The organism is Falsiroseomonas sp. HW251, from assembly GCF_050563545.1.
Lineage (GTDB): Bacteria > Pseudomonadota > Alphaproteobacteria > Acetobacterales > Acetobacteraceae > Falsiroseomonas.
The window spans coordinates 134,736-155,512 of sequence record NZ_JBNXUM010000017.1 but is presented as its reverse complement, the minus strand read 5'-3'; the positions used below and the strand labels follow the sequence as shown (position 1 = coordinate 155,512).

The window sequence follows — 20,777 nt, the reverse complement described above, 5'->3', positions numbered from 1 at the left end:
ACCCGAAGCAGACCTTCGAACCCACATGCGCAGAATATGGTCCCCGGGCTCGCGAGCCGTGGTCTGCCCTCTAATGCCGGCTGCCGAGCCGCCAATCTTGGCCGCGATCGAGCAGATCGCCGCCCACTCCGAGCCATGCTCCCCGGCGCCGTCCGGCGCCAGCCGCAATCTTCTCTCCTTGACGGTTACGATGTGCCAGAAATCTTCCGCTCCGGCAGCCCGATGTTGAGCCTGGCTGGCCGCATCGGTCGCGCTGGCTGGCGGCGCGCGAACCGCGTCCAGATTTCGACCGGCAGGGTATAATCGCCGCCGCAACGGCGAGCGCCGACCGATCAGCCGCGACGCAAGAGCCGTTGGATCACCCATACGGCCATCGCTGGATGGCCCGATGGGCCGGCCATCCGGGGAATGTCGGCTCAAAGGGTCGCTCAGGTCACCGCGGCATCCCCAGCACCACCAGCCGATCTCCGACACGGGCCTTGTATTGTGCGCGTGTGGCCGACCAAGCCAGCCAGGGACTGCTGTTGACGAACCAGCGCTGGCTGATTTCCGGTGTCATGGTCCGCAGATGGTCGATATTGCGTCGCGCCTGATCGTCCAAGCCGAGCAGCGCGTAGCACGACGACAGGATGCGTCGCGGCACCACGTCCTGCGGGTTCAGCGAGAGCGACTTTAGCGCCAGCGCGGCGGCCTGCTCCGTCCGCCCCTCCCAGAGATGCGCCTGCGCCAGGCTGTTGAGGCACCCCGATATCGGCGCGCGCGGCCCGTTCAGGCCGATGGCGTGCTCGATGTGCCGGATGCCCCGGGCGGCATTGCCCGAGGCGACGTGATAGTACCCGCTCCGCTCCCAAGCCCATGACGACCCCGGGCTGATCGCGACGGCGCGAGACGTCAGCAGGTCGGCGGCGGCGGCGTCGCTCACGTGCATCGCGACGATGCTCCGCGCCGCCAGCGACAAGGGCTCGGATGGGTCGAGCGCTGCCGCGCGCGCATCCCAGCGGATCGCCATCGCCCGGTCGCCGGCCCAGTCTTTCGAGGCGCCGAGACCGACCCGCCGCGCGTAGCATGCGCCGATCAACGCCGCTGCCGCGGCATCGGTAGGATCGAGCTCCGCTGCGCGCATCGCGATACTGAATGCGCTCTCGTTGTTGGCGGCACCGCTGGCCCGGATCAAAGATATCGCGCGCATCACCAGGTCCCGCGCGAGCAACCGCTCCGGCGGCAGCCGCCACGCCCGCTCAGTTGCCGCATCTTCGATCCGCCCATGCATCGTGGCGGCGGCGCCGAGCACCTCGTCCTGCAGAGACAGCGCATCAGAGGGCATGCCGTCGAAGGCATCGCCCCATACGTGGGTGCCGTCCGTCGCGTCGAACAGTCGCAGCACCACCCGCAGCCGGTCGCCGGAACGCACGACGCGTCCCGCCAGGGCGTAGCAGGCCGAGCCGGCATCGGCCACCACCCGTTCACCCGGCCGTACGAGCCGCACCGGACCGGAGCGGATGCGGCTGAGCGCCATCGCCAACTGCTCTGCAAGCGCTTCGGCGAAGTCGCAGTCCTCCCGGCGAGCCGTGCCCTCGCTGCAGGCGACAGGGAGCACCAGGACAGGCGGTCCGCGCCCTGCCAGCGACGCGGCCGGCATGCGGGCGGCGACCACGGCCGCGCGCCCACGTTCCAGTGTCGCCGAAGGTGGCTCGCCGAAGCGGCGTCGGTAGTCCGCCGCGAAGCGCGCGAGGTGTGCTATGCCGAAGCGCGTCGCAGCCGCGCCGACGGTCTCGTTTGCCTGCGGTGCCAGCAGGGCCTCGCGGATCGCGGTGAGCCGCGCCTTATGCAGCCATTGCTGCGCCGACACGCCCAGGAACCTCCGGAAATGGGCCCGCAGGGTGCGTTCCGGCAGGCCGGCCGCCCGCGCCAGTTCGCGCCCGATCAGCGGGCGCCCGAGGTCGGTGCGCAGAAATGCGATTGCCCGGTGAAGTCCGCCGGGCAGTGCGTTGGCGCCCGGTTCGTTCGGATGCTGCGTGTCCATCCTGGATCCTCGCAAGCTATGCACCGGCATCAGATTGGCACCGCGTCACCCCGCTTCGCAGCGGAAACCTTCCCGAGGGCGGGCTATCTCGGCGCGGAGATAGTCGATCGGCCGATGAACGCTCCCCGGCAGCGGACCGCAGCTTCGCCTGTCCTGTTCCAGCGAGCCCATAAGGCACTCGTCAGCAACAGACCCGGTTCACGTTGGCACGGCAAAGCCGCTGCCCGCACGTGAATTCTGCCGCGAGTGGATCAATGGTGCCGCATCCGGATAACGGCTTGGCATCGGCCGCATGCAACAATGCCGCCGCTTCCTGGGCAGAGTGTCGGCGAGGAGGTGGGGCACATGGACCGCGTGACGCACACGATGTTGAGGCAGAGCGCGGAACCGGTTGCCGCCAATGGCTTGCTGCACCGAAGATTGCTAGTTTCGTTTGGCGCTGCGGCCGGTGCTTCGCTCTACGCGAGCGGCGATGCCCTGGCCACGTCCGAACCTCGCCTTTCGTCGCCCGCGAGCATGGTCGCGCCCGGAACACCGTTCCGCGCATATGGGATGCCGGCCAAGGCTGAAGAGGGGGTCCAGCGCGGCATCCCGCGGCCATTCGGCGATCTCGCCCCGGGCACGGGCCCGTCGAATACACCCCTGCACCGGCTCGAGGGCATCATCACGCCGATCGGCCTGCATTACGAGCGCCACCACAACGGCGTGCCCGACATCAACCGCGATGCACACCGGCTGCTAATTCACGGGCTGGTCGAGCGCCCCCTCACCTTCGGTGTGCCCGATCTGCTGCGCTACCAGATGACCTCGCGGCTCCTGTTCATCGAATGCGGCGGCAACAGCATGCAGTACGCAGCCAGGGAAGCGCCGCAGCTTCCCTTCCACATGATCAACGGGCGGGTGTCCTGCGCTGAATGGACCGGTGTGCCGCTTCGGACGCTGCTCGAAGAGGCAGGCATCGATCCGCGCGGGCGGTGGGTACTGGCCGAGAGCGCCGATGGCGCGGGCTACGGCCGCTCGCTTCCTGTCGAGAAGGCGATGAGCGACACACTCGTCGCGCTCTACCAGAACGGTGAGCGTGTCCGGCCGGAGAACGGGTATCCGATACGCCTCGTGGTACCCGGCTGGATTGGAGCTATCAGCGTGAAATGGCTGCGGCGCATCAAGGTTACCGAGGGGCCGACGCAGACGCGGGACGAGACTTCTCGCTACACCCACCCGCGTCCGGATGGCTTGGCGTGGCAGTTCAAGACGGCGATGGACGTGAAGTCGCTGATCTGCCGTCCAGCGCGCGGCCTGGCCATGACCGGGCCGGGCTTTTACGAGATCTCCGGCATTGCGTGGTCTGGGCATGGCCGCGTGGCGCGGGTCGAGGTGTCGGCCGACGGGGGCGCGTCCTGGGCCGAGGCCGCGTTGCAGGACCCAGTGCTGCCGTTGTGCCTCACCCGATTCCGTATCCCCTGGCGCTGGGACGGTGCGCCCGCCGTACTGATGAGCCGCGCGACTGACGACCAGGGCAACGTGCAGCCGAGTCGAGAGCAATGGCTCGCGCAGTACGCGCCCGGCCAGCCCTTTGGATACAACGCGACCGTCGCGAGCCGTATCGCTGCCAACGGGGAGGTGTTCAATGCATATGCGTAGCGCCTTCGGCGTCACCCTGGCGCTGCTGGCAACGAGCACGCCGCTCGCTGCGGATCATGCCACCTCGCCGCGGCTTGGCCGCCCGGCCAGTTCGGTGGAGGTGGAGAGCTGGGACATTTCCGTCGCGCCAGACGGCGAAGGTTTGCCGCCGGGGCGCGGCACCGTCGCGCAAGGGCGCGAGATCTACGTCCAGCGCTGCCAGTCCTGCCACGGCGAGCGCGGACAGGGGCGACCGGCCGACCGGCTGACCGGCGGTGTCGGCACGCTTGCCTCGCCCGCACCGATCAGGACGGTGGCGAGCTTCTGGCCGTACGCGACCACGTTGTTCGACTACGTCCGACGCGCCATGCCGATCCAAGCGCCGCTGTCGCTGACGGATAACGAAGTCTACGCGGTGGTTGGCTATATCCTCTCAGTCGACGCGATCGTCCCAGAGACGGCAGACCTCGACGCAGCGGGCATCAGGGCGATCCGCATGCCGAATCGAGACGGGTTCGTGCCCTGGCCGTCGAGCCGCTGATACCCACGACACTGAAATGGACACGCGATTGGGCCCCAGGCACCAACCCGCAATGCAACGCTGCGGGAGCAGCGCCCGCCGTCGCGCCACTGGTAAAGGGTGGGTTTGGCAAGAGGTGCATTGATGTTGCACGAGATGGCCAATGCTCGGCAGCATCCAAGCCAGTTGCGCTGTGACCGCCGCGCGAGCACGCCGCTGCAGATTAGATGGGAGAGCATGCCATGCGAACCGCCCTGACCGGGATGGCTGCTGCCGTGCTAGCGGCGCTGCTGCCCGTTAGCTCACCGGCCCAGCCGAGCGCCGACACCATTGCGGTAATCCGTGCCCGCGGGCAGCTCGTTTGCGGCGTCGGGATGAACGTCGTGGGCTTCGCCCGGCCAGATTCACGCGGCGAGATGCGCGGCCTCGACGTCGATGCCTGCCGCGCGGTCGCTGCCGCCATCCTCGGCGATGCGAACAAGGTGCGCTTCGTGCCAACCAGCACGCAAGTGCGCTTCACCGCGCTGCAGTCGGGCGAGGTGGACATGCTAGCGCGCAGCACGACTTGGACGCTGGGACGCGAGGCGCAACTCGGTCTGGCCTTCGCTTCGATCAATTTCTACGACGGCCAGGGCTTCATGGTGAAGCAATCCTCCGGTGTCACCTCTGCGCGCCAACTCGACGGCGCGACGATTTGCGTGTCGCCCGGCACGACGACCGAGTTGAACCTTGCTGACTTCTTCCGCACGAACAACATGCGCTTCACGCCGGTGGTGATCGAGCAGGGCGAGGAGATTCGCGCCGCCTTCATCGCCGGTCGCTGCGATGCCCTGACCAATGACGCCTCGGTGCTTGCCGCTTTCCGCGCCAGCCAGGGCGCGGCGGGCGAGCAGTACATCCTACTGCCGGAGATCATCTCGAAGGAGCCGTTGGGGGCGGTAGTGCGCAAGGGCGACTGGCGATTCTTCGACGTGGTGCGCTGGAGCCACTTCGCGATGGTGAGCGCGGAGGAACTCGGGATCACCAGCGCGAGCGTCGATAGCCACATGGACACCCGGAATCCCGACGTGCAGCGCCTGCTTGGGCGCAGCGGCGACTTCGGCCGTGCCATGGGGCTCGACAACGACTGGGCCGTCCGGATCATCCGCCAAGTCGGCAACTTCGGCGAGAGCTGGGAGCGCAACATCGCCCCGCTCGGCGTGCCGCGCGGGATCAACAACCTCTGGACCCGCGGTGGCCTACATTACGCGCCGCCGATCCGGTAGGAGCGAGGCAGGCACGCGGGCAGTGTCATTGTCGTGAGGTCACTGCTCCGGTTCCCACGCACTCAGCAGCGACGGTTCGAATCCCGTCGCACTCGCTCCACCGTGGACCGGAGCCGCGCCTCAGAGGCGCTCAGGCTATCGGACGTAAGTCGCTCCGTTAACATCCAGGGTCGCGCCCGAAAGGTGGCGGCAGCGGCCTTCAGCTAGAAAGGCGACCAGATCGGCCAGTTCCTGCGGCGGAACCCATTCGCCCATCGCGAGCGTCGCCGTCACGCGATCCTCTCCGCCCTGGAGCCGGGCAAAGTCCTCAGACATCTTCGTCCTGACGATTCCCGGCGCGATGATGTGGCTGAGGATTCCGTCCTTGGCGCCAGTACGTGCGATCGTCTTGGCCGCCGCAGTGATGGCGCCCTTGGTCGCGGCATAGGCGATCTGTGCCGCGCTGGTAGATCCACGTTGTGCGTTCCAGCTCGAGAAGGTGATGAGAACTCCGCCGCCACACTGGCGGAAATGATGCACTGCGCTCCGCATCAGCCAGGCCGGCGCCATCACATTGACCTGCCACTGGCTCGACCAGCTGTCCGCCCAGACTTCCGCACTGTCGTCCAGCCCACCATCGAAGCGCGTGATAGCCGCATTGAGTACGACGACGTCGATATGGCCCTTCCATCGGACGGCCGCGTCCCAGACCTCGCCGGCCGCCGACGACATGGAGAAGTCGCCCTTCACTGCCAGAAGGCGATCCGGCGCCGCGGAAGCCGCAAGCTCGGCCATGGCACCGTCATGTGCCGCGTCGCCGAAATAGTGCGCGACCACCGAAGCGCCCCCAGCGAGCAATGTCCGGGCCGTGACGGCGCCCACACCACTCGACGCGCCGGTCAGCAGTACCGTCCGTCCGTTCAGAGTGCCCACTTGCGTCGCTCCTGGAATGCGCGTGATCCGACTGCTACACCGACGCGGCGATTGTCCTTCGGAGGTGTCGCATGTCGATGGCCCTGCGCGAGTTCGGTGACCGGATCGCGATCGCCGAGGTCCTGGCGCGCTACTGCCGGCACCTCGACGAGATGAACCTGGACGGAATTCCGCCGCTTTTCACGCGGGATTGCTTGGTCAGCTACGGCCCCGACCCGCTGCTCGAAAGCCATGGGGCGGAGGCGCTGGCGCGCTCCCTCCAGAGGCTCTGGCGATGGTCGCGGACCTCGCACCATCTCTCGAATATTGAGATCAGCTTCGACGACGACGCGCATGCGAGGGTCCGAAGCTACGTCATCGCTTGGCACGAGCGAGACGACGGTTCCACCGCGACGCTGTTTGGGTCGTATTGCGACGAATTCCTTCGTGACGGCGAGATATGGCGGATCGCAAGACGGCGACAGGAGATGCACGGCAGCGACGCCGGGTTTCGCGTGAACCTCCATCGCCTTGCGCGGCGCCCGCCGCCGCGGGGGTGGCAGCCGCCGCAGATCGACGGCCGCTGAGGCCGCGACGCCGCCTGGTCGCCTACTCGCTAGCGTAGCTGCTGCGGCAGCCACAGCACGATTTCCGGAAAGGCGATGATGAGCCCAAGCGCGACGCCCTGCAGCAACATGAACGGCACGACCGAGGCGAAGATGTCCTCCAGCCTGATCTCCGGTGGCGTCACGCTCTTTAGGTAGAACGCGGACGGCCCGAAAGGTGGCGACATGTAGCCGATCTGCATGTTCATGCAGAACACGACCCCGAACCACACCGTATCGTAGCCCAGTTGCCGGATGACCGGGATGAAGATGGGCAGCGTCAAAAGGGCGATCCCGACCCAGTCGAGCAGCATCCCGAGAAAGATCAGGATGAGGTTCATCACGATAATTACGCCGATCGGCGGCAAGGGAAGACCGCTGATCAGCCCGGAGACGTAGGTGATCCCGCCGACGAGGGTGTAGATACCGACGAGGCTGGTGGCGCCGAAGAAGGTCCACATCACCGGGCCCATGGCACGCCCGGTCTGGACGATCGTGTCGTGGACGTCGCGCAGCCCGAACTTGCCCGTCATCAACGCCGCGAGGAGTGCGCCGGCGGTGCCGACGGCCGCCGCTTCGGTCGGCGACGCGACGCCCGCGTAGATCGAGCCGAGGACCGCGCAGACGATGCCGATCGGCAGGATGAGGTGACGGGCGAGCGCCAGCTTGTGTCCCAGCGGCAGATTCCGCTCCTCGGCGGAGGGCATGGGGGCGAGTTCAGGCTGCAGGACGCAGCGCGTCACCACGTAGACGGCGTAGAGCGCCGCAAGGATGAGCCCGGGGATCAGCGCCGCGGCAAACAACTCCGCAATGGAAGCGCCGGCGATCAGCCCATAGATCACGAGCACCAGGCTTGGCGGAATCATGGTGCCGAGCGTGCCGCTAGCACACACGACGCCGAGCGCCAGTCGGCGGTCGTAGCCGCGCCGGAGCATGGTCGGGAGCGCGACGAGACCGAGTGTGATGATGTCGGCGCCGACCACCCCGACCATTGCTGCCATGATCGCGCCTGCAAGAACGCAACCGACCGCCATCCCGCCCGGAATCCGGGCCGTCCATATGTGAAGTACGTTGAAGAGCGCCTGGGCGATCCCGCCCTTCTCCATGACGACGCCCATCATGATGAACAGGGGAACGGTGATCAGCACGTAGTTTGTGGAGGTGTCGTAGATTCGCCCGGCAATCAGCAGCAGGCTGTTGAAGCCGAAGCCGACGGTTCCGACAACGACGGCCGTGGCAAGCGTCGAGTAGCCGAGAGGAACGCCGGCCACGATCATCAGGAGCAGGAGCGAGAATGTCAGGAGGGTCGCGTACTCAGGTGTCATCCGACGCTCTCCGAGGCAGGAAGGACGCCGCGAGCAGCAGAATCATCAGGAGCAGGGCGACAGCCAGCGCGAGCTTGAGGATCACGGGAAGCGGCGAGTTCAGGATGGTCCCTGCCCTCTCGTCCCGTTCGATCGCTGTCCACGCCTGGATCGCGGCCCAGTAGAGAACGGCCGACATCGCGACTAGGCCGATGAGTCGGCCGAAAGCGTCCGCGGCACGCCGCGCAGGGGCCGGAAGGCGATCCGCGAGGAAGCTGATCCGAATATGGAGATCCGCAGCAATGGACTGCGGCCCGCTGAAGAAATAGTGGAGCGCCGCGACGATCAGCGCGACTTCGAGCGTCCATTGCGTCGGAGCGCGAAACGCATACCGCATCACCACTTCATAGATCGTGAGCAGAAAGACGATCGCATAGGAATAGGAGAGCAACTCGCCCAGTCCAACGCAGAGCTTCCTGATCGCCATCTGCTCTCCCTACCGAGCGGTCATCGCCCGGCTGTTCACCGACAAGCCCGCACGTTCGGCGAGCGCGCGCTCGGCCGGAACCCGCTTTCGCGGCTCCCGCCCGAGGCATTGTCGAGCGACTATTGCACGCCGCCCGCACGGATCGGGCGCTAGAGCTTCCCGATGCGCCGCAGATAAGCGATGTGGTTGTCGATCACCCGCTTCGAGAAGGGCGTGCGCGACGCCCACTCGGTCCACACCTCCTGGGCAAGCCGACGGTAGGTCGCGCGGTCCTCCGGTGTGAACTCCGCGACCTCGACGCCGCGGGCGCGGACCTGCGGCAATGCGTCGATGTCCTCGCGGTTTGCACGCAGGATGTTGCGAATCATCGTGTCCCGCACAGCAACCTGCAAGATCTCCTTGAGATCATCGGGCACGGCGTTCCAGCGAGCCCTGCCAACCGACACGTCGTAGAAGCCGTTGGAGTGAGGACTGTTGAGCAGCGTGAACTTCGCCTGCGCATAGTCGCCGTTCTGGAGATTGTAGGCGAGCGTCCCGTCATCCGCCGCGTCGATCACGCCCCGCTCCAGGGCGCTGAAGACCTCGCTTTGCGGCAGGTTGATGGGCACCGCGCCGAGCCGCTGCCAGATGAGGGAGCTGATCCCCGGCGGAGAGCGGAGTTTCACGCCCTGGAAGTCGGAGAGGCGCCGGAGAGGCACTCGCGAGGGGATGGCTTCAAAGGACCCCGTACCGGTCCCGATGGTAAACATATCGAAACGCGCATACGCCTCCCGCATGAGTTCCAGTCCGCCGTTGGCGTACTGGTATTCGTAGAGCTGGAAGGGAGCGTCGAAAGCGCCCGGCAGGTCTGCCAGCGGAGCGAAGCCGGCATCGATGCCCGAAAAGATAGTGGAGAACGAGACGTGGCCGTCGAGAACGCCGGCTCGGACGACATCGATCGTCTGGTTGGGGCCTGCGACGGCACCGACGGGCAGCATCTCGACTGTCAGCCGGCCTCCCGACATCACCCGCACCCGGTCTGCGAGCCCCTTGATCTCGTCGAAGAGGAGGTTGCCTGGCGGCCAGTTAGTCTGCAGACGCCAACTGATCCGGGCCTGCGCCCGCGCAATCAAAGGAGTGAACAGGACGCCCAATGCCGCTGCTGGGGCTAGGGTCAACGTCGCGCGCCGGGTTACCGTGCGACGTCCTTGCACTTCCTCAGCCAAGCTTTCCTCCTCCGGGTTCTGGCGACTTCTTCTCGTTCTGGAACCATTGTGACAGCTTTTGACACTGCGCGAGGCGAGCTGGGTGCCGATATACGCAGACGGGAGGGTCTCGAAGTCAGCGGCCCGCTGTTCTCACCTGCACGCAGACGACGGCGGTGGTGAGGCCGTCAGGGCAACCGCAGAGCGCGTAACGGTTCGACCGCGGATGCGTGTTCGATTATCACACCGCTCGGCTGACGGGCGTCAACCTCGTTGGTTGGATGACCCCATCGCTTTGGCGGACGGCGTGCACTTGCTCATTTTGCGAGCGATCCACCGCTCCGGCTCGCGTCGCCCAGTCGCGGTCGCCATTCTCTGCACCAGCCGGTCGCTGCGCTCGGCGTGGGCGGCGGTCAGCGCGCCCACCTCCAGCTCCGTCAGGTGCTTGGCGGCAAAGCCGATCATTCGCCGCAGGAAGCTCGCATCCAAGCCTTTCGCCAGCAGGTCGCAAAGGGCAGTCTGAACATCGTTGATCACAGTTAGTTCCGGAGTGAGGTTCAGCAGCCCAACCTTTACCCACAGCCACCGCCGTGCCCCGCCGCGGTCAGCGACATTCAGGCCCTACACCATCATCTGGGACCACCTCATAACGACATCGGCAGCCGACCACATGCAGCGACGGTTCGAATCCGGGTGCACTTCCTCCAGCATACGGGAAGCCTCGAACATGTCGGGGCCGGACTTCACCGCTGAGGCGCGGAGGACGTGGGTCACGGATCTCGATCACCTCCTTCAGCAACCCTCCTGTGCCGAGGAGAGTCCGCTTCCCGCCCAAGCCAGACTTTCGGAGTAGCCGTGTGCGGGGCAGAGCGCCGGGTTGCGACTCAGTAAGGCAGCCCGTCAACGTAATCAGGCCGGACACCGGATCGGCAACTCTCGGTGGCCTCTGGTCCCCGATTTGAACCTGCGCGGCAGGGGACGGCCTCAACACGATGTGCGCGTATCGAGGTAGGAGGGGCCAATCCCCATGGCCGCTCCAAGGAGCGCCGCCCGCACATTCCGCTCGACTTCCCTGCGACAGGAAGCATTGGTGCTGACACGCCGCGGGTAAAGGCAGCCCGCGAGAGCAAACCCGGCAGGTCCCGGGCTTCGGGTGGTGGGAGCGCCGCACGGGGCGGCGTCCCAGCAAGGAGCCATCCGATGCCCACCACCAAGACCCTCACTGTCGCCCAGTTGCTGATCCTCACCACCGCCGCGCAGCGGCCGGATCACATGGTCCTCCCCCTGCCGCCGACGATCCGGGCCCGCGGTGGCGCCCAGCGCAGCCTGCTCAGTGCCCTGCTCAAGATGGAACTCGTCGAGGAACTGCAGGTCGACGACGCGACCATCGCCTGGCGGACCGACGAGGCCGGCCAGCACCGCGGCCTCCGCCTCACCGCCGCCGGGCTGGCCGCCGCAGGCGCACTCGCCAATGCGACGGAATCGAAGGGGACCGACGGTGACAACGCAGAGGTTCCCGCCTCGACAGGCGGCGACGCCGCCGCGGAAGGCGAGCCTGCCGCAGAGCATGGCTCGCAGGACCCTCCGCCCCGGCGCCCGACCGGCAAGCTGGGCGAGTTGCTGCAGGCGGTCTCGACCGAAGCGGGTGCGACGCTCGCGGAGATCACGATGCTGACCGGCTGGTTGCCGCACACCGCCCGAGCCGCGGTGACCGGGCTGCGCAAGCGGGGTTTCGACGTGGCGCTCATCCAGCAGGACGGCCGCAAGGCCTACCGCGTCACCTCGGCGGGCTGACGAGGAGCGAATGCCGAGGTCGCGCAAAGCAGGCTCTGGCCTGGGCCGGCTGACGCTCAACATGCTGCTGTCCTTTGCCCAGTTCGAGCGAGAGGTCACCGGCGAGCGCATCCGCGACAAGATCGCTGCTTCCAAGCGCAAGGGCATGTGGATGGGCGGGTCGGTCCCGCTCGGCTACGAGGCCCGGGACCGAAAGCTCGTGGTCCACCCGGCCGAGGCCGCGCGCGTGCGGTCCATCTACCAGGCGTATCTCGATCTGGGGACGGTACGACTGGTCCAGCAGCACCTCGCAGAGGCGGGCATCTTGGGTAAGAGCGGCTGCCCTCTCGCCCGTGGCGCCCTATTCCACCTGCTGCAGAACCGGGTCTACCGAGGCGAGGTACCCCACCGCGGCAACGTGTATCCCGGCGAGCACGAGGCGATCGTCGATGCGGCACTATGGGAGGCGGTTCAGCAGCGCCTGACCGAAGGCCGGGCTGATCGCCGTCCGGGCGGCCATGCCAGCCATCCGAGCCTGCTGGCCGGGATGCTGACCGACCAGGCCGGGCAGCCGATGGTTCCGACGCATGCCACCAAGGGTGGGCGTCGGTATCGCTACTACGTCTCGAACGGCCTGGTGACCGGCACGCGCGAGGACCATGCGGATGCGCTGCGGGTTCCGGCGGCGGCGCTGGAGCGCGTCGTCACTGGCCGCATCACCCGCCTCCTGTCCGATGGGCCGGAATTGCTGAGCGCGATGCGACTCGTCGGAGCGCTACCAACAGAGGCGGCGCAACAGCGGCGGATGCTCGAGGCCGCAGGGAAACTGGCGCGCCGCTGGCAGCAGCAAGGCCTTGCAGCGCAGCGCGGGATCCTGCTTGCCCTCCAGGCTGATATGACGGTGCATCGGCAGGAGATCACCATTCATCTCGCGCCGCATGGATTGCTTGCTGTGCTCTCGGGCAGGAGCCCGTCCGCTGTCGCCGGCAACGATATCGGCAAGGCAAACGGGCACGGCAAAGATCGACATCTCCCGCGCATCACCCTCACTGAGCCGGCGGCCCTGCGTCGCGCCGGTCGGGAGATGGCGCTGCTGGTGGGATCGACCGTTGCCGCCGATCGGTCGGACCCGTCGCTGGCTCGCCTGATCGCCAAGGCCTGGGCGCTGCGTGAGGCGTTGGTGTCGAGCACAGCGCCCAGCCTGACTGCGGTGGCGGCGGAGCAGGGCATCTCGCAATCCTATGCGACCCGGCTGGTGCGACTCGCCTGGCTCGCGCCGGATATCGTCGGGGCGATCTTCGGGGGGTGCCAGCCGGCAAACCTGACGGCATCGCGGCTGATGCAGGACACCCGCATCCTGACCGACTGGCACGACCAGCGCCGGGTGGTCGGGTTCATCTGAGCCAGGTCGGCGCGCGTTGCGGTTGGGGGACAGCATCTCGCTTCCCCTTCAGCGTCCGTCCCCCCGAACACGTCCGACGCGGCAGAACTCGGGGGGCACAGCCTCGGTGTCCCTTCCTGAGGGCATCTAACCCAAGCCGTACATGCCGGGAGGGCCTGGAGAGACAGATCCGGCATTTCCCGGGCTGAACCCGCCGGACCGGCGTCTCTCAGGTACGAGTCGCGAATTGCCTCCGCGTGTCAGGCCGGAAAGCCGGGCCTTTCGCGGGCATGACCCGCGAAACCCAAAATCGTATGCGACACGCGGACTGGCTGGTTGGGGCGCCAGGATTCGAACCTGGGAATGGCGGTACCAAAAACCGCTGCCTTACCGCTTGGCGACGCCCCAGCGGAGGCGTGCAACTAGCCCGGACGGGCGCCGCATTCAACCGGGCCGGCGTGAACGCCCTGTGCCCGGCGTTCACGCCCTCTTCACGCCCGCACCGCACAATGGAACCCGCGGGGCGCGCCGGCGCGCAGCCCCTGTCCCGCAGGAGGCGGAGCCAGGCCGGGTCAGGAGGACCGGCCGACTCGCCGCCCTTCGAGCGACCCCGACGCGACATGTGCTGGCTCTGCTGGGCCAAGGATCCGGACGACGCCCTGGCCCCCTCGGCCGGGCTGACCGCAGATTCGCCGCAATCCGGTGCGCCGCGCCTGTTCCTCACCCCGACCGGCAACGCCGCGGTCGACGGGCTCTTCAGCGGCTATGCCTGGACGCTGGCCGACCCCGTCAGCTTCTCCTTCCCCGACAGCGCGACGGATTACGAGGCGTTCTACGGCTCGGCCGAGCCGTCCCGCGGCTTCGTGCAGATCGGCGCGACGATGCGCGATGCCGTGCGCAAGATCCTGCTCGGCGACGCCGCGGGCGTCGCGACCGGGCCGGGCAGCCCGGGACCCTCGGTCACCGGACTGACGAACCTGGCCATCGTGCAGGCCGCGCAGGACAATCTCGCAGATATCCGCATCGCGCGGTCCTCCGCCCCGTCCACGGCCTGGGCCTACTACCCGAATGCCAGGGAAGGCGGCGATGTCTGGTTCGGCAGCCGATACGCCTTCGACAACCCGCGGCTCGGCACCTACCAGTTCGTCACCGCCCTGCATGAGATCGGCCATGCGCTCGGCCTGAAGCATCCGCATGACGCGTCCAACGGCTTCTCGGCGATGCCGCTGGAATGGGACACGCTGGAATTCACGGTGATGTCCTACCGGTCCAAGGTCGACGCGTCGGTCACGCAGGGCTACACCAACGGCACCTTCGACTACGCCCAGGGCTACATGATGCTCGACATCGCGGCCCTGCAGCGGCTCTACGGCGCGGATTACGGCTATCGCGCCGGCGACACGCGCTATGCCTGGAATCCGCTGACCGGCGAGACCTTCGTGGACGGCGTCGGCCAGGGCGTGCCGGGCGACGGCAGCGCCGCGTCGAACCGCGTCTTCCTGACGATCTGGGACGGCGGCGGGGTGGATACCTACGATCTGTCGAACTACGCGAACGGCGTGGCAGCGGATCTCGCGCCCGGTGGCTGGTCCGTGCTGTCCTCCGCGCAGCTCGCGGTGCTCGACACGCGCGACGGCACCAAGCCGCGCGGCAACGTGTTCAACGCGCTGATGCAGGACGGCAACGCGGCCTCGCTGATCGAGAACGCGACCGGCGGGGCCGGCGCGGACACGCTGCTCGGCAACCCCGCCGCGAACCTGCTGCGCGGTGGCGCGGGCAATGACTGGCTGGACGGGCGCGACGGCGCCGACGTGCTGGATGGTGGGGAGGGCGCGGACACCATGACCGGGGGCGCGGGGGCGGACATCTTCGTCGTGGACGATGCGGGCGACGTCGCCATCGAAGCGCGCGGCGGCGGGGTGGACGCCATCGTCGCCGCGACCGCCGCCGCGATCCGTCTGCCCGCCAATGTCGAGATCCTGCGCCTCGGCACCGCCGGGCGCGCCGGGATCGGCGGGCCGGGCGCGGATTTCCTGTTCGGCAGCCCCTTCGCCGACCGGCTGGAGGGTGCGGCCGGCGCCGACGTGATCGAGGCCTGCCGCGGCAACGACACGCTGGTCGGCGGCACCGGGGCCGACCAGTTCATCCTGCGCCGCGGCGACGGCTTCGACCGCATCGAGGATTTCGCCCCCGGCCAGGACCACCTGGTGCTGACGGGCTTCGGGCTGACCGCGGCGCAGGTGCTGGCGCGCGCCACGGCGTCTCCAGGCGGCGTGGCGATGGACCTCGGCGACGGCGACGGCGTGCTGCTGGCGGGGCTGACGCTCGCGCAGGTCTCGGCCGGCGACCTGGTTCTCTAGGCCCAGAGTTCCGGCCGGGCGAGCTCCTCGGCCAGCCTTGTCGAGCCGGATTCCAGCAGCCGCTCCCCCTTCTCCGCGCTCGCCGCGCCGGGATCGCCGATGACGCCGGTGTCGGTCATCTCCGGAAAAGGGCGGGAGCGCCGGAACCCCGGCGGCGCCGGCGGGCTGAAGCGCCTCGGCACGGCGCGCGCGATGTTCTCGCGGCGCACGCAATCCGGCTGTACCGCCATCATCATGGAGGTCTCGGCCTCGCAGGCATGCATCACGTTGGGCTGGGTTTCCAGGATGCCGCCGAAGGTGTCCTCGTTCGCCAGCCAGTAGGTCACGCCGACGACGGGCACGCCAAGCGTGCGCGTGAGCTCGATCGCCGAGGCGGCGATCGCCTCGACATTGCCGCCATGCCCGTTGAGCAGCGCGATGCGCCGGAAGCCGTGCCGCGACACCGACCGCGCGATGCCGCCGACCATGGCCGAGAAGGTCGCGAGGTCGAGCGTCAGCGTGCCGCCGAAGGCCATGTGGTGCTCGGCCAGTCCTGCCCAGAGGCAGGGCGTCGCCAGCGCCGCGGTGCCGCCGGCCTGCAGCTTGCGCGCGGTGCGTTCCGCCATCGCGCCGGCGAGCCACATGTCCACGCCGGTCGTCAGGTGCGGACCGTGCTGCTCGACCGAGGCGACGGGGATGATGACGACCGTGCCTGGCGCGGCACGCGCCTGGATCTCCTCCGCCGTCAGCCGCGCCCAAAGGACCTCATCCGCCATCGCCGCCTCCTCTCGCTCCCGGCAGGAGGCTAGCGGCGATGGCGGGGCGAGTCAGGCCGCCTTCGCGGCCTGGTCGCGCCGGGCGCTGCCGCGCAGCGACAGGGCGAGCATCCCGGCACCCGCCAGCAGCGGCAGGTAGGCCGGACCGGGATCGATGCGGATGTTCCGCGTGCCCGCGATCTGCTGGATCATCGCGCGCAGGCTCGACCAGGCGTCGAGCGCGCTGACGAAGCCCCAGAGCGCGGGCGCGACGGTCAGCACGATCGCGAGCACCGTCGCCGTCTCCGCCCAGCGGCGCAGGCTCGGCACGAAGCGGGTCGCGAGGGCGGCAGTGAGCGCCAGGAAGGCGATCGCGCTCAGCACCGGCAGCTTCTCGATTATCGAGAGGTCGTGCACGGCGTTGCCCGTCCCCTTGAACACGATGGCCGGCATCACGTAGCCCAGCACGGCGGCGAAGGTGCCGGCCATGAGGAGCATGGTGCGGGTGTTCTCGGGATCGTCGCGGGACACGCTCATTGGGGACCTCCTTCAGATGGACGTTTCGTGGCTTGCCGGTAATGTTTCCGCGGGCCGAAGGCAAGGGGAAAGCGCATTGCGGAGGGCGTCGGCGCGATGGCTGGTCCTGCTGATGGCGCTGACCCTGCCGGCCGCGGCGCAGGAGGCGGTGCATGGCGGGCCGGTGCGGGCGCTGGCGCTGTCGGGCGGCGCGCTCGCCTCGGCGGGGTTCGACCAGTCCATGATCGTCTGGGACCAGGAGGCCGGGCGAGCGCGCGCCGTGGTGCGCTGGCATGCCGGGGCGGTGAATGCGCTGGCGGCGCTGCCGGGCGGCGGCTTCGCCTCTGCCGGAGAGGACGGGCGCATCGCGCTCTGGCCCGCCGCACCGGGATCGCGGCCTGACCGCGTGCTGGAAGGCCATACCGAGCCGGTGGCGGCCCTCGCGCTCTCGCCCGACGGCGCCTGGCTGGCCTCCGCGTCCTGGGACGGGACGGCAAGGCTCTGGCCGCTGGCGGGAGGAGAGGCGCGGGTGCTGGAGGGCCACCGCGGCAACGTCAACGCCGTGGCTTTCCGGCGGGATGGCGTGGTCACGACCGCCGGGTTCGACGGCACCATCCGGCTCTGGCCGGCGAACGAGGCGCCGACCGTGCTGGCGGAATTCGGCCTGCCGCTGAACGCGCTGGCCGCGCTGCCCGACGGCACGCTGGCGGCGGGAGACGTGGACGGGATGCTGCGCCTGGTCGCGCCGGACGGCGTGGTGCGGGAGGTGCGGGCGGGCGCGCGGCCGGTGGTGGCGCTGGCGGCCCCGGCGGATGGGGCGGTGCTGGCGGCGGGCTCGCTCGGCGGTGCCGTGACGCTGTGGGATGCCGCGACGCTCAGGCTACGTCACATGCTGGACGGGCCGGGGCTGCCGGTCTGGTCGGTCGCCTTTTCCGCAGACGGGCGCAGCCTCTGGACGGGCGGGGCGGACCGGCGCGTGCGACGCTGGGACGTGGCGACGGGGCGGCCGGTCGGGCCGATTGGCGGTGACTCCGCGGACGAGGTGCCGGCCGGCGCCGATCCGCAGGGTGCCCGGGTCTGGCGGGCCTGCGCGGCCTGCCATGCGCTGACCGCCGAGGGCGGCAACCGCGCGGGTCCGCATCTGCACGGGATCTTCGGCCGACGCATGGGCAGCGTCGCGGGATACGAATACTCCGACCGGCTGGCGCGCGGCGACATTGTCTGGACGCGCGAGACGGTGGCCGAGCTCTTCACCCGCGGCCCGGACGAGATGACGCCGGGCACCAAGATGCCGGTCCAGCGCGTCGGCAATCCCGAGGATCTGCACGCGCTGCTCGACTTCCTCGAGGCCGCGACGCGGTAGGTCAGGGCAGCAGGCGGTAGATCGTCACCTCGCGCAGGGTCCGGTCCTCGAGTTCGAGGCTGGTGGGCACCGCGTGCTTCGCGATCGGCGCGAGGCCGCTGCCCGGGAGGTAGGCGCGGCCGGGATCGGCGACCCAGACCTCCGCCTGCGCCGCCATGGCGCGCAGCCAGGGCAGGATATGCGCCGTCATCGGAGCCTCGTAGCAGACATCGCCGGCGAGGATGACGTCCCAGCGGCAGGGGCTGCCGACGACGTCGCCCTCGGCCACGTCCAGCGACACCGCGTTGAGCGCGGCGTTGAGGCGCAGCGCGGCGGTGGCGAGCGGATCTATCTCGGCGGCTTCCACGGTCGCGCCCGCACGCGCCGCGGCGATGGCCGCGATGCCGCAGCCCGCGGCGAAATCCAGCACGCGCCTGCCGGCCACGCGCTGGGGCTGGTCGAGCAGCAGCCGCGCCGTGGCCTGGCCGCCGGGCCAGGCAAAGGCCCAGAAGGGCGGCTCGATGTTGCGTTGCGCCAGCCACTCCTCGGTCGCGTGCCAGATCGGCGTGATCTCGGTGGCGAGGTGCAGCGCGATCTCCGGCACCAGCGAGGCGCGGGCGACGGCGGTGTGCGACGCGATGAACTGCTCGGGCGTCACATCCGGCCGACCAGATAGGCCAGCGCCACCAGCAGCCCGACTTCGCGGTTCAATTTGAACAGGCGAAGGCAGCGCGCGGGATCGTTGATGTCGAGCGTCGCGACCTGGTACGCGAGCAGCCCCGCCGCCGCCAGCAGCGCCGGCAGGAACAGCCAGTGCAGGCCGGCGAGCCAGCCCGACACGGCGAGCAGCAGGAGCATCGCGCCGTAGCAGGCGACCAGGAAGGGCCGCGTCGTCGTCTCGAAGCGCCGCGCGGTGGAGCGGATGCCGACCAGCGCGTCGTCCTCGCGGTCCTGGTGCGCATAGATCGTGTCGTAGCCGAGGATCCAGCAGAAGCCCGCGGCCCACAGCGCGATCCCGGCAGGGTCGAGGCCGCCTGTCGCCGCCGCCCATCCCGTCGGCGCCGCCCAGCTGAACACGAAGCCCAGCACCGCCTGCGGCCAGTCCGTCACGCGCTTCGCGAGCGGATAGAGTGCGATCGGCACCAACGAGAGCAGCCCGACCACGATCGCCGCCCCGGACAACTGGAACAGCACCGCGGCGCCCGCCAGGCAGAGCCCCGCCAGGAACCACAGCGCCTGCATAGGCGTGACCGCGCCGGAAGCCAGCGGCCGCCCGCGCGTGCGCTCGACCTGCTTGTCGAGGTCGCGATCCCAGAGGTCGTTCACCACGCAGCCCGCGCCGCGCATGGCAAAGGCGCCGACCAGGAAGAGCAGGGCCAGCCGGGTGCCCTCGGCCCAGGAGGGCGCGGTGGCGGCGAAGGCCCAGAACCCCGGCAGCACGAGCAGCCAGGCGCCGATCGGACGGTCGAAGCGCGCGAGCAGCGCGAAGGGGCGCCAGCCCGGCGGCAGAAGCGCGACCCATCCCCCGGTCCGGATATCCGTATAGCCCTGCACGAAGCGTCTATAGGCCCGCGCAGGCCCCCACCCCAACCCTCCCCCTCAAGCGGGGCGAGGGAGAATTCAGCGCCGGTACTGTTCGGCGCTGACCGGCTCCAGCCACGCCACGGCCTTGCCGTCCAGCCTTTCCTGCATGGCGATGTGCGACATGCCGGTGGCGGGCGCCGCGCCGTGCCAGTGCTTCTCGCCCGGCGGGAACCACACGACGTCGCCGGGGCGGATCTCCTCGACCGGGCCGCCCTCGCGCTGCGCCCATCCCAGGCCGCTGGTCACGATCACGGTCTGGCCGAGCGGGTGGGTGTGCCAGTGGGTCCGCGCCCCCGGCTCGAAGGTGACCAGCGCGGCGGCGATCCGCGCGGGATCGGGGGCCGTGATGAGCGGATCCAGCCGGACGCTGCCGGTGAACCAATCGGCCGGCCCCTTGCCGGAGGGCTCCGACCCCGCGCGCCTGATCTCCATCCCGCTTCTCCCGTGCTATGCCGCAGCCGCATGACCACCCCCCGCCTGCACCTGGACGCGGCGCTGGCCGAAGGCGCCGAGGTCGAGGCCCCGCCCGCCCAGGCCCATCACCTCGGCGTGCTGCGGCGCGGCGTGGGCGACCCCGTTCGCGTCTTCAACGCCGGGGATGGCGAATACGACGCCAGCATCGCGTTGCTGCGCAAGGACCGGCTGCGCCTGGCGCTGGGCGCGCGGGTCCGGCCCCCGGCAGCCGAGCCGGAGATCCGCCTGCTGGTCGCCGCGCTGAAGCGCGACGCGATGGACTGGCTGGTGGAGAAGGCGACCGAGCTCGGCGTAACCCGGGTCCAGCCTGTGCTGACCCGGCGGACGGTGGCCGACCGCGCCAATGCCCAGCGCCTGGCTGCCATCGCCCGCGGCGCCGCCGAGCAATGCGAGCGCCTGTCCGTGCCGGACGTGCGCGAGGCCGAGCCCCTGCACCGCGTGCTCGATGGCTGGGACGGTGTTCCCGTCCTCGCCGCGATGGAGCGCAGCGCTGCGCCGCCGCTGCGGTTGGCCCTGGGCGGAAGCGCCGCGCCGCTCGCTCTGCTGGTCGGGCCGGAGGGGGGGTTCGAGGCGGCGGAGCTTGACGATTTGCGACGGCGTGCCTTTGTTGTGCCGGCCGCCCTCGGCCCGCGCATCCTGCGGGCGGAGACCGCCGCCGTGGCCGGGCTGGCCGCGCTGCAGGCGATCGCCGGCGACTGGGCCTGAACGCCAGGA

At 69.3% G+C, this 20,777-nt stretch carries 19 protein-coding genes, 1 tRNA gene and 2 pseudogenes; 9 read left to right on the top strand and 13 right to left on the bottom strand.

From position 1 onward, the window contains the following. Positions 1 to 192: pseudogene (locus ACLF3M_RS20815) on the bottom strand (hypothetical protein); the annotation flags it as partial. Positions 193 to 433: 241 nt separating this feature from the next. Continuing rightward, positions 434 to 2,023 carry a helix-turn-helix domain-containing protein gene (locus tag ACLF3M_RS20810; protein WP_430658895.1) on the bottom strand — a complete coding sequence of 530 codons (1,590 nt, stop codon included), beginning with the start codon at positions 2,021 to 2,023 and terminating at the stop codon, positions 434 to 436. A 345-nt stretch (positions 2,024 to 2,368) separates the two neighbouring features. Here ACLF3M_RS20810 and soxC point away from each other — a divergent pair, with 345 nt between their 5' ends. The 3 genes from soxC (at position 2,369) to ACLF3M_RS20795 (ending at position 5,428) form a co-directional block, all read left to right on the top strand. After that, positions 2,369 to 3,664, top strand: a complete 1,296-nt coding sequence (gene soxC / locus ACLF3M_RS20805) for a sulfite dehydrogenase (RefSeq protein WP_430658894.1) — start codon at positions 2,369 to 2,371, stop codon at positions 3,662 to 3,664. Continuing rightward, positions 3,651 to 4,184, top strand: a complete 534-nt coding sequence (locus ACLF3M_RS20800; protein ID WP_430658893.1) for a c-type cytochrome — start codon at positions 3,651 to 3,653, stop codon at positions 4,182 to 4,184. Before soxC ends, ACLF3M_RS20800 begins: the two co-directional genes overlap by 14 nt. 221 nt (positions 4,185 to 4,405) lie before the next feature. Continuing rightward, positions 4,406 to 5,428, top strand: coding sequence for an amino acid ABC transporter substrate-binding protein (locus ACLF3M_RS20795; RefSeq protein ID WP_430658892.1), 1,023 nt, complete (start codon positions 4,406 to 4,408; stop codon positions 5,426 to 5,428). Between the two features lie 135 nt (positions 5,429 to 5,563). Here the strand turns inward: ACLF3M_RS20795 and ACLF3M_RS20790 are convergent, their stop codons facing one another. Further along, on the bottom strand, positions 5,564 to 6,340 hold the full coding sequence (locus tag ACLF3M_RS20790; RefSeq protein WP_430658891.1) for an SDR family NAD(P)-dependent oxidoreductase: 777 nt from the start codon (positions 6,338 to 6,340) through the stop codon (positions 5,564 to 5,566). Positions 6,341 to 6,411: 71 nt separating this feature from the next. On the opposite strand from ACLF3M_RS20790, the gene ACLF3M_RS20785 reads away from it, so the two are divergent. Beyond that, the gene (locus ACLF3M_RS20785; RefSeq protein WP_430658890.1) at positions 6,412 to 6,906 is read left to right on the top strand and encodes a nuclear transport factor 2 family protein; all 495 of its coding nucleotides are present in this window, start codon (positions 6,412 to 6,414) and stop codon (positions 6,904 to 6,906) included. A gap of 29 nt (positions 6,907 to 6,935) precedes the next feature. Here ACLF3M_RS20785 and ACLF3M_RS20780 read toward each other — a convergent pair whose 3' ends face one another. The 4 genes and pseudogenes from ACLF3M_RS20780 to ACLF3M_RS20765 form a co-directional block, all read right to left on the bottom strand. Continuing rightward, positions 6,936 to 8,249, bottom strand: a complete 1,314-nt coding sequence (locus ACLF3M_RS20780) for a TRAP transporter large permease (RefSeq protein ID WP_430658889.1) — start codon at positions 8,247 to 8,249, stop codon at positions 6,936 to 6,938. Continuing rightward, on the bottom strand, positions 8,239 to 8,715 hold the full coding sequence (locus ACLF3M_RS20775) for a TRAP transporter small permease subunit (protein WP_430658888.1): 477 nt from the start codon (positions 8,713 to 8,715) through the stop codon (positions 8,239 to 8,241). The genes ACLF3M_RS20780 and ACLF3M_RS20775 overlap by 11 nt, the downstream gene beginning before the upstream one ends. Positions 8,716 to 8,864: 149 nt before the next feature. Beyond that, positions 8,865 to 9,920 (bottom strand): TRAP transporter substrate-binding protein DctP, encoded by a 1,056-nt coding sequence (gene dctP / locus ACLF3M_RS20770; RefSeq protein WP_430658887.1) that lies wholly within the window; start codon positions 9,918 to 9,920, stop codon positions 8,865 to 8,867. 310 nt (positions 9,921 to 10,230) lie between these two features. Continuing rightward, positions 10,231 to 10,433 (bottom strand): annotated as a pseudogene (locus ACLF3M_RS20765) (IS256 family transposase); the annotation flags it as partial. A 666-nt stretch (positions 10,434 to 11,099) separates the two neighbouring features. Here ACLF3M_RS20765 and ACLF3M_RS20760 point away from each other — a divergent pair. Together ACLF3M_RS20760 and ACLF3M_RS20755 are read left to right on the top strand one after the other, a co-directional pair. Next, positions 11,100 to 11,693, top strand: coding sequence for a DUF3489 domain-containing protein (locus ACLF3M_RS20760; protein WP_430658886.1), 594 nt, complete (start codon positions 11,100 to 11,102; stop codon positions 11,691 to 11,693). A 10-nt stretch (positions 11,694 to 11,703) separates the two neighbouring features. After that, positions 11,704 to 13,074: a recombinase family protein gene (locus tag ACLF3M_RS20755; RefSeq protein WP_430658885.1), complete on the top strand. Its 1,371-nt coding sequence runs from the start codon at positions 11,704 to 11,706 to the stop codon at positions 13,072 to 13,074. A gap of 312 nt (positions 13,075 to 13,386) precedes the next feature. Here the strand turns inward: ACLF3M_RS20755 and ACLF3M_RS20750 are convergent. Then, a tRNA-Gln gene (locus ACLF3M_RS20750) sits at positions 13,387 to 13,461 on the bottom strand. Between the two features lie 212 nt (positions 13,462 to 13,673). Between ACLF3M_RS20750 and ACLF3M_RS20745 the strand changes: the two genes are divergently transcribed. Further along, positions 13,674 to 15,413 (top strand): M10 family metallopeptidase, encoded by a 1,740-nt coding sequence (locus ACLF3M_RS20745; RefSeq protein ID WP_430658884.1) that lies wholly within the window; start codon positions 13,674 to 13,676, stop codon positions 15,411 to 15,413. Here ACLF3M_RS20745 and ACLF3M_RS20740 read toward each other — a convergent pair. Beyond that, complete coding sequence (locus tag ACLF3M_RS20740; RefSeq protein ID WP_430658883.1) at positions 15,410 to 16,168, bottom strand: creatininase family protein; 759 nt, start codon at positions 16,166 to 16,168, stop codon at positions 15,410 to 15,412. The genes ACLF3M_RS20745 and ACLF3M_RS20740 overlap by 4 nt on opposite strands. Before the next feature lie 51 nt (positions 16,169 to 16,219). Further along, on the bottom strand, positions 16,220 to 16,684 hold the full coding sequence (locus tag ACLF3M_RS20735) for a hypothetical protein (protein WP_430658882.1): 465 nt from the start codon (positions 16,682 to 16,684) through the stop codon (positions 16,220 to 16,222). A gap of 112 nt (positions 16,685 to 16,796) precedes the next feature. Here ACLF3M_RS20735 and ACLF3M_RS20730 point away from each other — a divergent pair, with 112 nt between their 5' ends. Further along, the gene (locus tag ACLF3M_RS20730; RefSeq protein ID WP_430658881.1) at positions 16,797 to 18,026 is read left to right on the top strand and encodes a c-type cytochrome; all 1,230 of its coding nucleotides are present in this window, start codon (positions 16,797 to 16,799) and stop codon (positions 18,024 to 18,026) included. 1 nt (position 18,027) lies between these two features. Here the strand turns inward: ACLF3M_RS20730 and ACLF3M_RS20725 are convergent, their stop codons facing one another. From ACLF3M_RS20725 to ACLF3M_RS20715, 3 genes are all read right to left on the bottom strand, one after another. Further along, positions 18,028 to 18,663: a class I SAM-dependent methyltransferase gene (locus ACLF3M_RS20725; protein WP_430658880.1), complete on the bottom strand. Its 636-nt coding sequence runs from the start codon at positions 18,661 to 18,663 to the stop codon at positions 18,028 to 18,030. Continuing rightward, positions 18,660 to 19,559 (bottom strand): 4-hydroxybenzoate octaprenyltransferase, encoded by a 900-nt coding sequence (ubiA, locus tag ACLF3M_RS20720; RefSeq protein ID WP_430658879.1) that lies wholly within the window; start codon positions 19,557 to 19,559, stop codon positions 18,660 to 18,662. Before ubiA ends, ACLF3M_RS20725 begins: the two co-directional genes overlap by 4 nt. 66 nt (positions 19,560 to 19,625) lie before the next feature. After that, entirely contained in the window at positions 19,626 to 20,021 is a 396-nt protein-coding gene (locus tag ACLF3M_RS20715) for a (R)-mandelonitrile lyase (RefSeq protein ID WP_430658878.1), read from the bottom strand. Positions 20,022 to 20,051: 30 nt separating this feature from the next. On the opposite strand from ACLF3M_RS20715, the gene ACLF3M_RS20710 reads away from it, so the two are divergent. After that, a complete protein-coding gene (locus ACLF3M_RS20710; RefSeq protein WP_430658877.1) occupies positions 20,052 to 20,768 on the top strand; it encodes a 16S rRNA (uracil(1498)-N(3))-methyltransferase in 717 nt (238 codons plus the stop codon). Positions 20,769 to 20,777: the final 9 nt, after the last annotated feature.

Bases quoted from the DNA above. Each gene is read 5' to 3' on its own strand.
- ACLF3M_RS20740 (WP_430658883.1), bottom strand. From the start codon at position 16,168: ATGGCGGATGAGGTCCTTTGGGCGCGGCTGACGGCGGAGGAGATCCAG.
- ACLF3M_RS20715 (WP_430658878.1), bottom strand. From the start codon at position 20,021: ATGGAGATCAGGCGCGCGGGGTCGGAGCCCTCCGGCAAGGGGCCGGCC.
- ACLF3M_RS20755 (WP_430658885.1), top strand. From the start codon at position 11,704: ATGCCGAGGTCGCGCAAAGCAGGCTCTGGCCTGGGCCGGCTGACGCTC.
- ACLF3M_RS20780 (WP_430658889.1), bottom strand. From the start codon at position 8,249: ATGACACCTGAGTACGCGACCCTCCTGACATTCTCGCTCCTGCTCCTG.
- ACLF3M_RS20745 (WP_430658884.1), top strand. From the start codon at position 13,674: ATGTGCTGGCTCTGCTGGGCCAAGGATCCGGACGACGCCCTGGCCCCC.
- ACLF3M_RS20795 (WP_430658892.1), top strand. From the start codon at position 4,406: ATGCGAACCGCCCTGACCGGGATGGCTGCTGCCGTGCTAGCGGCGCTG.
- ACLF3M_RS20735 (WP_430658882.1), bottom strand. From the start codon at position 16,684: ATGAGCGTGTCCCGCGACGATCCCGAGAACACCCGCACCATGCTCCTC.
- ACLF3M_RS20710 (WP_430658877.1), top strand. From the start codon at position 20,052: ATGACCACCCCCCGCCTGCACCTGGACGCGGCGCTGGCCGAAGGCGCC.
- ACLF3M_RS20800 (WP_430658893.1), top strand. From the start codon at position 3,651: ATGCATATGCGTAGCGCCTTCGGCGTCACCCTGGCGCTGCTGGCAACG.
- soxC (WP_430658894.1), top strand. From the start codon at position 2,369: ATGGACCGCGTGACGCACACGATGTTGAGGCAGAGCGCGGAACCGGTT.
- ACLF3M_RS20730 (WP_430658881.1), top strand. From the start codon at position 16,797: ATGGCGCTGACCCTGCCGGCCGCGGCGCAGGAGGCGGTGCATGGCGGG.
- ACLF3M_RS20760 (WP_430658886.1), top strand. From the start codon at position 11,100: ATGCCCACCACCAAGACCCTCACTGTCGCCCAGTTGCTGATCCTCACC.
- ACLF3M_RS20775 (WP_430658888.1), bottom strand. From the start codon at position 8,715: ATGGCGATCAGGAAGCTCTGCGTTGGACTGGGCGAGTTGCTCTCCTAT.
- ACLF3M_RS20785 (WP_430658890.1), top strand. From the start codon at position 6,412: ATGTCGATGGCCCTGCGCGAGTTCGGTGACCGGATCGCGATCGCCGAG.
- ACLF3M_RS20810 (WP_430658895.1), bottom strand. From the start codon at position 2,023: ATGGACACGCAGCATCCGAACGAACCGGGCGCCAACGCACTGCCCGGC.